The sequence below is a fragment of the Shewanella gelidii genome (assembly GCF_014647855.1).
Taxonomy (GTDB): Bacteria; Pseudomonadota; Gammaproteobacteria; order Enterobacterales; family Shewanellaceae; genus Shewanella; species Shewanella gelidii.
In genome coordinates, this window is the sequence record NZ_BMPZ01000001.1 from 619361 (window position 1) to 633263 (window position 13903).

Consider the following 13903-nt stretch of genomic DNA (forward strand, 5'->3'; position numbering starts at 1 on the left):
GGAGCCACACTATGGGCATTTTAAACAAAATTATGACGGCTTTCCGTGGCGGCGCAACTGAAGTTGGCCAGACCATCGTCGATGCAAATTCAACACGTATTTTTGAACAAGAAATCCGTGATGCTGAGAAACACTTAACCAAAGCCAAGCGTGAATTAACCGACGTGATGGCAAAAGAAATGCAAGCCAGTCGCGAAGTTGACCGCATTAAACGTGCTGTCGCGGAACATGAAGGTTACGCAACGCAAGCACTGGAAAAAGGGAACGAAGCACTTGCACTTGAAGTCGCTGAAAAAATCGCGCAACTGGATAGTGAGCTTGCTGAGCAACAAACTGCAAATGATAGCTTTAGTGCCCATGCAACACGTCTTAAAGAACTGGTTCGCAAAACTGAGCGTCAGTTAACCGATTACCAACGCCAACTAAGCATGGTAAAGACGACTGAAAGCGTTCAAAAAGCGACAGCAACGATCACGGACTCTTTTGCGAGCAGTAACTCAAAGCTATTGAATGCCAAAGATTCTTTAGAGCGCATTAAAGCACGTCAGCAACAAGTTGATGACCGGATGAAAGCTTCTGAAGCACTGGCTGATGAAAATAGTGATAGCTCACTACAAGCGAAGCTAGCGGAAGCAGGTATTGGTGAACAAAAAGCTGATGCAAGTGCCGTGTTGGAGCGTTTAAAAAACCGCAAAGGTTAATTAAAAACAGAGAGAGGTTCGCAGCCTTTCTCAATGGAAAGCATGATCACCCTTGAGCTTTCAAGTGGGGTTTGACCAAGCCCCACTTGGCTCTTTTTTTGGTACTAAATAGGGGATCAATATCTGTCGATATCAATCGCCACCGCTGGAGAATTAAGATGGGTTTATTTGATGGCATTTTTGGAAAAAAAGAAGCACCTGCACGCCAGTTGGATCATCCCAATAAACTTGTCAAAGGCGATATGATTTCCATAGATGATAGTTTTGCGCTGCCATCCCAGCTAAGAGGCAAACAGCTTCAAGTTGAAAGTGTAAGCACCTATGAGTACCAGCGTTCTCAAGAACCAGAGTGGTTGCTCAAAGGTCATGATAATGAAACCATCTTCATGTCAATTGATGAAGATGACGAAACTTACCTCGCTTTCTCAATCAAGCTCAATCGCGGCCAAGTTGAACAGCTATTTGCGTTAGAGCAATTTGGTGAGATTTTCGAAGAAAATGCTCAAGTTCAATTAGATCGTCTGCCATTATCTCCAGAGTTAGACACAGAATTCTCAGCATGGACAACCGACCAATACCATTTGCAAACCAGCGGACAATTCGGCTATTTCCATCGCCAAGATTACCGCGGTCAGCGCCCACCTCAAGAAGAAGACTCACAACACCGCGGTGAAGCTTTTGAGTCATACCAACTGCTTGATGCAGAAGAAGACTTTGCCATTGATATTGAGGTCTATGAAAATGGCGAAACTGATGTCATGTTAACCATTTATCGCCCATTATCGGATATTCGGGAATACTGGCCAGTTAAATAACAGGTATAATTGACCACAGTAAACAGCATATTTCATAGAAAAAACGGGCATAGAAATGAGTAAGAAACAACTCCCTGAACAGTGGGCTCAAGAGCAAAAAGCAGCCAAAGCAACCCAAGTGGCTTTTGACCTTGATGAACAGTTTCAATATTCAATTCGCAAAGCTGCACTCGATGCTGGAGTCAGTCCATCCGATCAAATAAGAACGATTCTAGGTCTGTCGGTATCTAAACGACCAAAGCGCCCTCGCCTTACCGTATCGCTTAATGCCGCTGACTATGCGCAACTTGCAGAGAAATACGATTTAGCACCCGACAATCAACTCGAAATCAAAAAGCGTGTGCTCGATGATCTAGTCAACTTCGTCGATACAGATCAAACTTAACGTCATTGAAAGGCTATTCAGCTGAGCCATAATCAAATTCTTCTCTATACAGTCTGCTTATGGTCTTTTAATCTATGAAGACTTCCCGCTTATTTGCATAGGATCTCGCAAATCATGACTGACAAGAGCAAAGCATCTGTACGGCCGACCGCTCCCACGCCATTTGAACTCGCAATGATGCTGCTTTCCTTCTTTGCTGTCATCATTGTGTTAACCATGACTTTTGCAAAACTGGACGAAGAAACCTATCGATTATTAGTTTATGTAGACACCAGTATTTGTGTCATATTTCTCATTAATTTTACCTACGGGCTGCTCAAAGCTCGCCAGAAAGCCTATTATTTCAAGCACCATTGGATTGATTTAGTTGCAAGTATCCCAGCAATAGAACCACTTCGCTTTGCACGATTATTCCAAATTTTACGAGTCATTCGCTTAATCCGCATGACACGCTCATTGCTGTTACCGCTATTAAAACAACGCCGACAGGCCACCCTAGCCAGTTTGATGCTGGCCATGGTAACGATACTTTCTTTTGCTTCGGTTCTGATCTTGTTAGTCGAAAGCGGCGCTGAAGGCGCAAATATTCAAACAGCTGAAAATGCCATATGGTGGTCTATTGTGACCATTTCTACCGTGGGATACGGTGACTTTTATCCGGTGACCAGTGCAGGTCATATTATTGGTAGTATCGTAATCGTCTGTGGCGTCAGCTTCTTCGGTGTCATATCGGGTTATATGGCGTCTGTTTTTGTCGCGCCAGAAGAGAACGAACGTTTAGATAGTCACAATCAAGAAATAAAAACGGAACTTGAAATTGCCCTTGGCCGCATGGAAGAAAATCAGATAAAAATGATGGCTGAAATCTCAAGTTTAAAAACGCAGCTCGATCAGCAACAATCGAAAAATTGAATCGATAATTCACCCACAAAAAAGCAGAGCGTATCCCTCTGCTTTTTTGGCATTCGATTTATTGATGAAGACTTCAGCGCCAATAAGGCTCAGTCGCTAATGCTGAGCGCCTTGAATGCTCCATTGCGACCAATAAACTATGGGATTTATCTTCAAGCCATTGCTCAATATCGATCCCACTCTCTTTTCCTAATACTTCTAGCTGCTGATAACTCGCAAGTGTACGAATGCCTAGCACTAAGTCTTGCCACGGCCGCCGAAAGAAATCTCGCTCTTTAGTTGAATAAAGCTGGCCATAAGCAAAGCCGACTAAAATACTTTCATCTAGGGCTTGGGCAAATTGCTGATAGTCCAAGCTCGACAATGAAGCTTTACTCGGCATAATTTTCACAATTTTTTGCCAAGACGCTTCCTGTAATCGGTCAGAAAAACTACGTAAACTTTCTTTTTTATCGAGTAAAACCGAGCCTTTCTGTGCTGCCATCATGAGCTCGACTAATGCTAACTGCAATTGACCATATTCAGGCAAGTCCCACAGTTTTTGTAGTTGCTCAGCAAGCTTTAAATCATGGAGGTGAATTTTAGCCTGCTGCTGCAACACCTTTGCTTGGGGTAACTTACCCATCAAAGACTTTCGCTGCAACACGATTTGCGCAAGGCTTTGGGTTTTCTCGATAAAGACTAAGTGCGACTCGATAAGCGCAAAGCTTGCATCTAGCTCACTGGTCTCCATTTGATACTGCTCAAGTGTCAATTTCAATAAACGAACACATGCTCTGAGGCGATACCAAAGCTCGGCACTTTCTGCTGGCATGGAGGTACTATTACAAATCATATCCTCAATCAGTTGCCAACGTTCAATGCCTGTTTCAAGTAAGGTCACTAAAGTATCGTTTAAACTAAGGCTCGGCGGGAGCGCAATAAATTCGAGCGCTTCGAGCCCAAGAGGGCTTGATTGTGCTGCCAATCTGTATCCACGCTGTGCTTTACTGGCTTTACCTAAACGAACTGGCACTGCTGAGGCAACACTTGCAGCAAGCTTAACTAACGCCTGCGCCTCACCGGCAAGTAGTTCGAATTCCAATTCACAAATGGGCTCAGTTTTACCGCCGGCACTGATGTAACCAATATCAAATGCGATTTCGACTAAACTCTCGTCACAATAAACATGCCAGAGCCGGCGCTCAAAATCGGTGTCAAATAAGGGGACGATTTCGGATTGAATATCAGCAAGATTCGCCTCTTGCGGCCAAAGATCTTCAGGAAATAAGTTGAGGATGGGAGTGTCGCTTTGAATATCAACATTATATTCGGGTCTTGCATGGATCCCACCAACAACGGACCCCGCAGTTTTAATCGTTTGCTGTCGATGCTGCTCTTGGGAACGAACCCTTAACCCCATTTTCCAGCGTCGGAGTTGAAGTTGAGGCGTATCGAAATAGCAATTGCCTAACTGCAACGTGGGCTTAGGTTCACTTTTAGGCAGTTTATCTAAATACTCTATAAGCTCATTTTTATATTTATGCTGAAGAAATAGTTTTAGTTCAATCTCAGTGTCCATTGACTCACTGCTCACTTGGTCACCAAAGTGTCATTTGGCTGTCATTAAAAATTCATAATGTCACATAGCTGTCACAATAGGCGGATATCATCCCGTCTCCAGCGTTACTATATAACTCGTTGGAATAAAAATTGTGAGTTTTTATACAAAAACACAGTTTCAATACGTGGACGCTTAGGTTACCATGCGCCCGCAATTTACATAAATGGATCCACCTGAAAAGGTAAAGGCTATGCCAGTAAACTCTATTATGGGCGTGTTTGCAAAATCGCCAATTAAACCGTTGCAAGAACATATTGATAAAGTCGATGAATGTGCCGCACTTTTAGTGCCATTTTTCGAAGCTACAATGGCTAGTGACTGGGAACGTGCAGCTGATTTAAGAATGCAAATCAGCAACACTGAAAAAGAAGCGGACGTTTTGAAACGTGAAATCCGCATGAAACTCCCAGGCGGCTTATTTATGCCAGTAGAGCGCACGGACCTGCTCGAATTACTGACTCAGCAAGATAAAATCGCAAATAAAGCAAAAGACATTTCTGGCCGTATTATCGGTCGTGAGATGATCATCCCACCTCAAATTCAAAGCACCTTCAACACTTACGTTGCACGTTGCCTAGATGCAGTAAAACTAGCGAAAGAAGCTATTAACGAACTTGATGACCTACTAGAAACAGGTTTCAGAGGCCGTGAAGTTGAGCTAGTTGCCAAAATGATCAGTGAACTTGACAGCATTGAAGATGACACTGATGAGCTACAAATCCAAGTACGTCGCCAACTATTCGCCATGGAAACAGAGCTGAATCCTGTCGACGTTATGATTCTTTACAAGATTATCGAATGGGTTGGCGAGCTTGCTGATCTAGCTGAGCGCGTAGGTTCTCGTTTAGAACTAATGCTAGCAAAAGTCTAATTTAGAAAGGTTACAAAAATGGTTGATGTATTAGTCGCCAATGGCCCATGGCTTATTGCCATCGCGGCCGCATTTGGTTTTTTGATGGCATGGGGTATTGGTGCCAACGACGTCGCAAATGCAATGGGAACCTCTGTAGGTTCAAACGCAATTACGATTAAGCAAGCAATTATTATTGCGATGATCTTCGAATTCGCCGGGGCATACCTCGCGGGTGGTGAAGTCACCAGTACAATTCGTAAAGGCATTATCGATTCGGGCTACTTTGTCGATTCACCAGAGCTTCTGGTATACGGCATGATTGCATCGTTACTTGCCGCAGGTATCTGGCTTGTTGTGGCATCCGCACTCGGCTGGCCTGTTTCAACAACGCACTCGATTATTGGTGCCATCGTAGGTTTCGCAGCAGTCGGTGTGAGCACTGATGCTGTTGCTTGGGGCAAAGTCGCTGGCATTGTTGGCTCTTGGATTGTCACACCAGCGATATCAGGCTTTATTGCTTACTCCATCTTCATTAGTGTGCAAAAGCTAATTTTTGACACCGAAGACCCACTTGCGAATGCAAAACGTTACGTGCCGTTTTATATGGGCCTCGCGGGCTTTGTTATGTCACTTGTGACCATTAAAAAAGGCCTCAAGCACATTGGCATCAAGTTCGACAACGTGGAAGCATACAGCCTAGCGGTTGCTGTAGCGGTATTGGTATTCTTCGCTGGTAAGTTGGCAATATCTCGTTTAAAGATGAGCCCTTCTGCCGACCGAGAAACCCACTACGGTAACGTTGAAAGAGTTTTCGCAGTGCTGATGGTTGTCACAGCGTGTTGTATGGCATTTGCACACGGCTCTAACGATGTAGCCAACGCAATTGGTCCTCTAGCAGCTGTTGTTTCTGTTGTACAAAGTGGTGGTGAAATTTCGAAGAAAGCTGAACTCGTTTGGTGGATTCTACCTCTTGGCGCAACAGGTATTGTTTTAGGCTTGGCTATCTTCGGTCAACGCGTCATGAAGACTATTGGTAAGAACATTACTCACCTGACTCCAAGTCGCGGTTTCGCAGCAGAGCTTGCAGCCGCTTCTACCGTCGTGATTGCTTCGGGCACAGGCTTGCCCATCTCAACCACTCAAACACTCGTGGGTGCGGTGTTAGGTGTCGGTATGGCTCGTGGTATTGCCGCAATTAACATTGGTGTCGTGCGTAACATCGTTGTTTCTTGGGTCGTCACCCTGCCTGCAGGAGCTGGCTTATCGATTATGTTCTTCTTCACCATTAAAGGTATCTTTGGTTAATCGCTAACGATTAGTCTTCTGGCGCCTTAGCACCAGACATAGAGCATACTTAAACCGGCCTCAAAAAAATTTGAGGCCGGTTTTTTTATCGCATAAAAAAGAAGTAACACAGTTAAGTAAACAACGTCGCCTTTTGGAGTAAGTCTGGCACCTGATCTTCCTCAACAGGGCGACTAAACAAGTACCCCTGCGCACCATCGCAACCGAAAGTTTGAAGGATTTCTAATTGATCACGCAACTCTATACCTTCCGCAATGACTTTACAGTCTAAGCTATGACCCATTTCAATCATTGAACCCACTAACTTTTTCACTTTTGTATCATTGAGCATATCGTCAACAAAATACTTGTCGATTTTCAGTGAATCCACATGCAAATGACTCAAAGAGGCAAAAGAAGAATAGCCGGTGCCAAAATCATCAATTGCCACTTTTACCCCCATAGCCTTTAGGCTCCCAAAAGTCACCAAATTTAATTGGTCGGTTTGTACCAAGGCCTCTGTGACTTCAAGTTCAAGTAAATACGGTGGCAGTCCAGTCTCTTGCAAAACGCCACTGACAAGCCCAACCAGGTCCGAGTCCAGAAAATGACTCGGAGAAATATTCACAGCAAGACTGATATCAGCGTCGCTGATCTGATTCCAATGCGCAGCTTGTCTGCAAGCACAGGTTAACACCCACGCAGTCAGAGGTTTAATGACGCCAATTTGTTCGGCGATGGGAATAAACTCAATCGGTGAAATTGGTCCGAGCTGCGAATGAGACCATCGGCATAACGCCTCAAAACCGGCTACGGCGCCCGTAGTCAGATCAACTTTCGGTTGATACACCAAGTTTAATTGCTGCAATTCAACAGCCTCACGGAGGCACTGCTCTACCTTAAACCGATATTCAGCGCTAGCCGTCATTTCTGGCTCGTATAGTACAAAGCAGTTTTTACCACTCGCTTTCGCCGCGTATAACGCCGTGTCAGCAGCTTTCAACAAAGTTTGTAAATTTTGGCCGTTGTCTGGGTAATGGGCAACACCAATGCTGCAACTTGGGGTGTATTTTCGCCCCATCAACTCCATGGATTCTGCCACCATTTGAATACAACGACTTGCAACATAGGAGGCATTGCGATTATCAAGGCTATCAGTGACGAGAATACAAAACTCATCGCCACTCAATCGCGCAATATAATCTTCTTCGCGGTGCGCTCGCTTTAACCGAGCAGCGACCTCTTGCAATAATAAATCCCCAACATCATGACCAAGACTATCATTAACCCCTTTGAAGTTATCAAGATCGATGTATAAAAGGCTAAACTGCAAATGACCAGAGTTTAGCGCGATCAAGGTTTCCACCGTCGAGTAAAAATGTGCACGACTTGAAAGGCGAGTTAATGGATCGGTGTACGCTAAATCCGTGATCCGGCGCAGATTCTTCTCGCGCTCCATCACTATACTGGTGATCCGTGCAGCAGCGATTAAATCGATGAGTTCATCGGAGGTCGGTAAGGCGGGATGATCGTAATACATACCAAAAGCACCGATCACTTCACCTGCTGAACTTCGTATCGGCTCGGACCAGCAACAGCGCATACCAAACGGCATTGCAATCTCTTTCAGTTTGGCCCATTTTGGATCGGTTTCAATATTTTCTACGAGCACCCGCTTTCCCGTATAAGTTGACGTACCACAAGAGCCGACATCGGGGCCATTCTCTAATCCATGAACCGCTTCACAATAAGCTTTTGGTAGACTAGGCGCGCCGCCATGCAATAAGCGATTGCCGCTCAATTCTAACATTGAGCATCTTAGCCCTGGATGGCGCTCTTCATACAGCAGACCTATTTCGATGTAGATATCGCTGGCAGGCTTTCCCTTCGCAATCATCTCTAGAATATTATTGCTTTGCTCTTCAAATAACTCGGATTTTTTTTGGTCGGAAATGTTTACGTGGGTGCCAATTAAACGACTTGGCGCCGCATGTGGCGATGGCGCCACTTTAAACGCTCTAGAGCGAACATAAACATAATGCCCTTGTTTATGCTGCATACGCATTTCGACTTCAAACGAGGTAGCAGAGCCTTCAAGATAGCTTTGCACACAGCTCAATACATAAGCGTGGTCGCCTTTATGGACCAGGGATTCCCAAGTACCAAAATGACTTTCTAATTCATGTTCCTCATAACCAAGCATCGCCTTCCATCGCGGTGAGTAGTAAACTTCATTTGAAGCTAAATCCCACTCCCAAAGGCCATCACTTGCCCCACGCATCGCAACAGCAAGTCGTTCCTCAGTTTGATAAAGTCGTGCGACATTTGCACTTTGGCTCTGTTCAAGCTTCGCCAATTGTGATTTTAGACGTTCTATTTCAGCTAAAAGCGCCGCTTCATTTAATTGGTTGCTGTTCATTACGCCCCACAGACTAGATGAACGAGTAGAACAAGTATCTAACTTCTTCCGTCAAGGCCAAGCTCTCATGGGTCTGCTATAACCTCGCAAACACATGTTGATGAAAGCTCAAAGTAAATCAATTTGCCTAGAAATTCTGCCCCATTGGTCACTATTAGAATAATCTTTTGAACACGAAGTTAGCGTCTTTATAACCCCGCAACCATTGGATATCTCTTTGGTTCGAACGGAAACTAAATTAAGTTAATGTTTTAAGTGAAAATTAAACTAAATAGGCAATTTTGCGCCTTGCAAAATACGGCTGAAATCCCTAGCATGTGGCGTACAACTCTCTGATGGAAAGACTAAGTGTTAAGACTATTTTTCTTAGTTAGTATGATGTTTCTATCAACTAACCTACTGGCCGCAGGTCAGACTCGTTATATCTCTGACAATGTCTATCTATATTTGCACGGTGGCCCAGGCACCCAATATCGTATTTTGGGCAGCATCGAAGCAGGTAAAGCGGTTACTTATTTGAATGAAACACAGGGTGATTTTTCTAAAATCGTTGACCATAAAAACCGTGAAGGTTGGGTTCTCACAAAGCTACTCAGCGCCAAGAAAAGTATTCGTTACCTCGTTCCTGAGCTTCAAAATAAGATTAAGCGCTTAGAAACACAGCTCGCAGAAAATCAAGACAATAGCGCCAATACCAGTCGTGAACTCTCTAGCCGGAAATCACAGCTTTCCAAGCTAAAGCGAGATTATGAGCAAGCCATTGTGGAGCGAGACAAAGCCAAAGCCGATTTAGCTAAGGTCATTGATAACCAGCAATTTACCCTATGGCGAGAAGGCGGCATCATTGCTCTGATTGGCGCAATCATTGGTATTATTTTGGTGTATCTACCTCGCCCAGGTGGCCGCAGAAAAGATCGGTGGTAGCCAATATCAACCTCATACAAGCCAGCGATAAGCTGGCTTTTTTTCGCATGGACTTCAAAAAAACCAACCCAACCTTGTGACCCAAAGGCTAGCCACAACCCACCTATACCAACCTACCGCTCAGTTTTTTATTTTTTGCTATCACGATCAAAAAAGAGTGGTATATAATTCTCGGCGAAAACCACATATTGTATACAAAATAAAAAGTGGGAACTGATAGGCTCACAGGCGAACAATTCAGATTGTGCTGAGCCTATTCGGTCACGATACCTATGAGGCAGATAAATATTTGCAAGTACATAGGAAACTCTCTTACCAGACCTGACGGAAGCCATGACTATGTTCAAAGCGAGTGAAGTACTAGCTGGTCGCTACGATAATGCCGAACTTGATCAATTATTCACAGCAATTACCGATAACTATATTGTTGATGAAGAACAATACCTTACCGAATTGATCCAACTTGTCCCTGCAAGCGAAGATACGATTGACCGTGTCACCCAACGCGCACATGAGCTGGTCACCAAAGTACGTCAGTATGATAAAAAAGGCTTAATGGTTGGCATTGATGCCTTCTTGCAGCAATACAGTTTAGAAACCCAAGAAGGCATTATTTTAATGTGTCTTGCTGAAGCACTACTGCGGATCCCCGATGCCGCAACTGCAGATGCGTTGATTGAAGATAAGCTTTCCGGTGCGAAGTGGGATGAGCACTTAAACCGCAGTGATTCTGTGCTAGTGAATGCTTCGACTTGGGGGTTAATGCTAACTGGTAAAGTTGTCAAACTCGATCACCCCACTGATGGCAAACCTAGCGGCCTGCTAAATAAACTAGTGAGTCGTGTCGGTGAACCAGTGATCCGCCAAGCCATGCTGGCCGCAATGAAGATCATGGGTAAACAGTTTGTCTTGGGCCGTACGATTAAAGAAGCGCTTAAAAATAGCGAGTCTAAGCGTCAGCTCGGCTATACCCACAGTTACGATATGCTTGGTGAAGCGGCATTAACCATGAAAGATGCGAGCCAGTATTTTGATGACTATTCTGATGCGATCCGCGCATTAGGACAGCAATCCTATGACGAATCTCAAGCACCGCGGCCGACAATCTCCATCAAACTCTCTGCATTACACCCAAGATACGAGGTCGCAAATGAAGACCGAGTTCTCACCGAGCTTTATGACACCCTGATCCGACTAGTTACTCAAGCGAGATCCGTGAATGTTGGAATCTCAATTGATGCTGAGGAAATGGATCGATTAGAGCTGTCATTAAAGCTCTTTCAGAAACTCTATAACTCCGAAGCTGCGAAAGGGTGGGGCTTACTCGGTATTGTTGTCCAAGCATACTCTAAACGTGCCTTGCCGGTACTTTGCTGGATCACGCGTCTTGCGAAAAACCAAGGTGACGAAATACCGTTGCGATTAGTAAAGGGCGCCTACTGGGATAGCGAATTGAAATGGTCTCAAGTTGGCGGCGAAGGCGGTTATCCCCTATTTACTCGCAAAGCGGGTACTGATATTTCGTACTTGGCTTGCGCTCGTTATTTATTGTCCGAAGCAACATTAGGTGCGATCTACCCTCAGTTTGCTAGCCACAATGCCCAAACAGTTGCGGCCATTTGCGATATGGCAGGCGAGCGTAACTATGAATTCCAGCGGCTACACGGGATGGGAGAAGAGTTATATGACACTATTCTTGCAGAAGCAGGACAGCAGCATGTAAGGATCTACGCACCGGTTGGCGCACATAAGGATCTATTACCTTATTTGGTTCGTCGCCTTCTTGAGAATGGGGCGAATACCTCATTTGTACACAAGCTAGTCGACCCTAAAACACCGATTGAATCATTGGTTGTGCATCCACTAAACACAATGAAGCGATTTGCCACTTTAGCAAATAATCGAATTTGCAAACCCTGCGATATCTTTGGTGACGAGCGAAAAAACTCAAGTGGTGTGAATCTCAATATTCATTCTGAATCTGCCCCTTTTCTCAATAAGTTATCACATTTTGAAGGGAGCCAATGGCAAGCGGGTCCAATCATCAATGGTGAAGCGGTTTTAAGTCATTCAAATTCAGAGATGTGCCACCAAGTCGCCAGTCCCTATGATGCTGCACAAATCGTAGGTCAAGTCATTTTTGCAGACGAATCGGCGATAGAGACCGCGTTGCAAAGCGCACAGCAAGCATTTACATCCTGGAATAATGGTGGTGTAAGTGAACGAGCTGCAGCACTTTATAGGCTTGCCGATTTACTTGAAGATAATCGTGAAGAGCTTATCGCCCTTTGCGCCCGAGAAGCGGGCAAGAGCATTCAAGATGGCATCGATGAGGTTCGTGAAGCCGTCGACTTCTGCCGCTATTATGCGGTACAAGCTCGGAAGATGATGCAAACACCAACTCAACTTCCTGGACCAACAGGTGAGTTAAACGAGCTCTTTATTGAAGGTCGCGGGGTATTTGTTTGTATCAGTCCTTGGAATTTCCCACTCGCGATTTTCTTAGGTCAAATCACTGCGGCACTAGCAACAGGCAATACTGTTATTGCAAAACCAGCAGAACAAACTTGTTTAGTTGGCTTTCGCGCAGTTGAGTTGGCACATCAAGCCGGGATCCCAAAAGATGTACTGCAGTTTTTGCCTGGCACCGGTGCAACCGTAGGAGCAAAGCTAACGAGCGATGAGCGAATTGCAGGGGTTTGCTTTACTGGCTCAACCGATACTGCCAAACGGATTAACTTAGCGCTTGCCAACCGACGAGGAGCCATTGTTCCTTTGATCGCGGAAACTGGTGGCCAAAACGCTATGTTAGTGGACTCAACCTCTCAGCCCGAACAAGTCGTGACCGATGTGATCGACTCATCGTTTACCAGTGCAGGACAACGCTGCTCGGCATTAAGAGTACTCTATCTTCAAGATGATATCGCCGACCGAGTCATTGATGTTTTAAAAGGTGCGATGGATGAGCTTACAATTGGCTTCCCAACTTCAATTAAAACTGATGTCGGCCCAGTCATTGATGCAACGGCTCAAGCGAATTTGTACGCCCACATTGACCACATCAAACAAGTTGGCCGATTGTTGAAACAAGTTGCACTTCCTGAATGTACGCATCACGGATATTTTGTTGCGCCAACAGCAGTTGAAATTGACTCAATTAAGGTGCTTGAGAAAGAGCAGTTTGGGCCTATTTTGCATGTAATTCGTTATAAAGCCTCTGAATTGCCACAGGTAATTAATGAAATTAATAGTACCGGTTATGGTCTAACTCTCGGGATCCATAGTCGCAATGAAACCCAAGCTCTCCATCTTGCGAACCAACTGAACGTCGGTAACGTCTATATCAATCGCAATCAAATTGGTGCCGTGGTTGGTGTACAACCCTTTGGTGGTCAAGGCCTTTCAGGAACCGGGCCAAAAGCCGGCGGACCCCACTATCTGAGCCGATTTATCACAGAAAAAACTCGCAGTAATAACATTACCGCCATTGGCGGCAATGCCACCTTGCTCTCTCTGGGAGACAGCGAAGATTAGAACAACAGGATTCAAACACGAGATCAAAACAGCCAGCAATAATGCTGGCTGTTTTCTTGTAAAACGGTATGCCATTTATGGATTAACCCAAAGCGCAATTGGCGATAGTTTTTTGAATACCCACCACATCAGTGCCCGCTTTCAGTTCTTTCACTAACGGCTCTTTTTGACCAGAGATCCAAATTTTGAGCTCTGCATCCATATCAAAGTGACCCGAGGTTTCCACTTCAAAATGAGTAATCGATTTATAAGGAATCGAATGGTAGCTAACCTTCTTTCCTGTCATCCCTTGTTTATCAATCAAAATCAATCGTTTATTTGTAAAAATAAACAGATCACGCACCATTTTATATGCCAGATTGAGTGTTTCGCTGTCACCCATTATCGGGCTTAATTCGGAGCCTAAATCCTCTAGGTCGACTTCAGAAGCGTTGCCAATAAGTGCATCAAATAATCCCATAATCATTCCCTTC

Annotated in this window: 11 protein-coding genes; 8 read left to right on the top strand and 3 right to left on the bottom strand. The window is 44.7% G+C overall.

Going from position 1 to position 13903, the window contains the following annotated elements; translation table 11 throughout:
* Positions 1-11 precede the first annotated feature (11 nt).
* From IEY18_RS02725 to IEY18_RS02740, 4 genes are all read left to right on the top strand, one after another.
* Positions 12-701, top strand: coding sequence for a PspA/IM30 family protein (locus IEY18_RS02725; RefSeq protein ID WP_188917535.1), 690 nt, complete (start codon positions 12-14; stop codon positions 699-701).
* Positions 702-859: 158 nt separating this feature from the next.
* Complete coding sequence (locus tag IEY18_RS02730) at positions 860-1516, top strand: hypothetical protein (RefSeq protein WP_188917537.1); 657 nt, start codon at positions 860-862, stop codon at positions 1514-1516.
* A 55-nt stretch (positions 1517-1571) separates the two neighbouring features.
* A complete protein-coding gene (locus IEY18_RS02735; protein WP_188917539.1) occupies positions 1572-1901 on the top strand; it encodes a hypothetical protein in 330 nt (109 codons plus the stop codon).
* 114 nt (positions 1902-2015) lie between these two features.
* On the top strand, positions 2016-2813 hold the full coding sequence (locus IEY18_RS02740) for an ion transporter (RefSeq protein ID WP_188917541.1): 798 nt from the start codon (positions 2016-2018) through the stop codon (positions 2811-2813).
* Positions 2814-2886: 73 nt separating this feature from the next.
* Here the strand turns inward: IEY18_RS02740 and IEY18_RS02745 are convergent, their stop codons facing one another.
* Positions 2887-4374: a CYTH domain-containing protein gene (locus tag IEY18_RS02745; protein WP_188917543.1), complete on the bottom strand. Its 1488-nt coding sequence runs from the start codon at positions 4372-4374 to the stop codon at positions 2887-2889.
* A gap of 232 nt (positions 4375-4606) precedes the next feature.
* Here IEY18_RS02745 and IEY18_RS02750 point away from each other — a divergent pair, with 232 nt between their 5' ends.
* Both IEY18_RS02750 and IEY18_RS02755 read left to right on the top strand, forming a co-directional pair.
* Positions 4607-5287, top strand: a complete 681-nt coding sequence (locus tag IEY18_RS02750) for a TIGR00153 family protein (RefSeq protein ID WP_188917545.1) — start codon at positions 4607-4609, stop codon at positions 5285-5287.
* 18 nt (positions 5288-5305) lie between these two features.
* A complete protein-coding gene (locus IEY18_RS02755; protein WP_188917547.1) occupies positions 5306-6574 on the top strand; it encodes an inorganic phosphate transporter in 1269 nt (422 codons plus the stop codon).
* A gap of 112 nt (positions 6575-6686) precedes the next feature.
* On the opposite strand, the gene IEY18_RS02760 is transcribed toward IEY18_RS02755, so the two are convergent.
* Positions 6687-8972: a bifunctional diguanylate cyclase/phosphodiesterase gene (locus tag IEY18_RS02760; RefSeq protein ID WP_188917548.1), complete on the bottom strand. Its 2286-nt coding sequence runs from the start codon at positions 8970-8972 to the stop codon at positions 6687-6689.
* Between the two features lie 348 nt (positions 8973-9320).
* Here IEY18_RS02760 and IEY18_RS02765 point away from each other — a divergent pair, with 348 nt between their 5' ends.
* Positions 9321-9896, top strand: a complete 576-nt coding sequence (locus IEY18_RS02765) for a TIGR04211 family SH3 domain-containing protein (RefSeq protein WP_229779700.1) — start codon at positions 9321-9323, stop codon at positions 9894-9896.
* 339 nt (positions 9897-10235) lie between these two features.
* Positions 10236-13430: a bifunctional proline dehydrogenase/L-glutamate gamma-semialdehyde dehydrogenase PutA gene (gene putA, locus IEY18_RS02770; RefSeq protein WP_188917905.1), complete on the top strand. Its 3195-nt coding sequence runs from the start codon at positions 10236-10238 to the stop codon at positions 13428-13430.
* An 82-nt stretch (positions 13431-13512) separates the two neighbouring features.
* Here the strand turns inward: putA and IEY18_RS02775 are convergent, their stop codons facing one another.
* Positions 13513-13890: a PH domain-containing protein gene (locus IEY18_RS02775; RefSeq protein WP_188917549.1), complete on the bottom strand. Its 378-nt coding sequence runs from the start codon at positions 13888-13890 to the stop codon at positions 13513-13515.
* Positions 13891-13903: the final 13 nt, after the last annotated feature.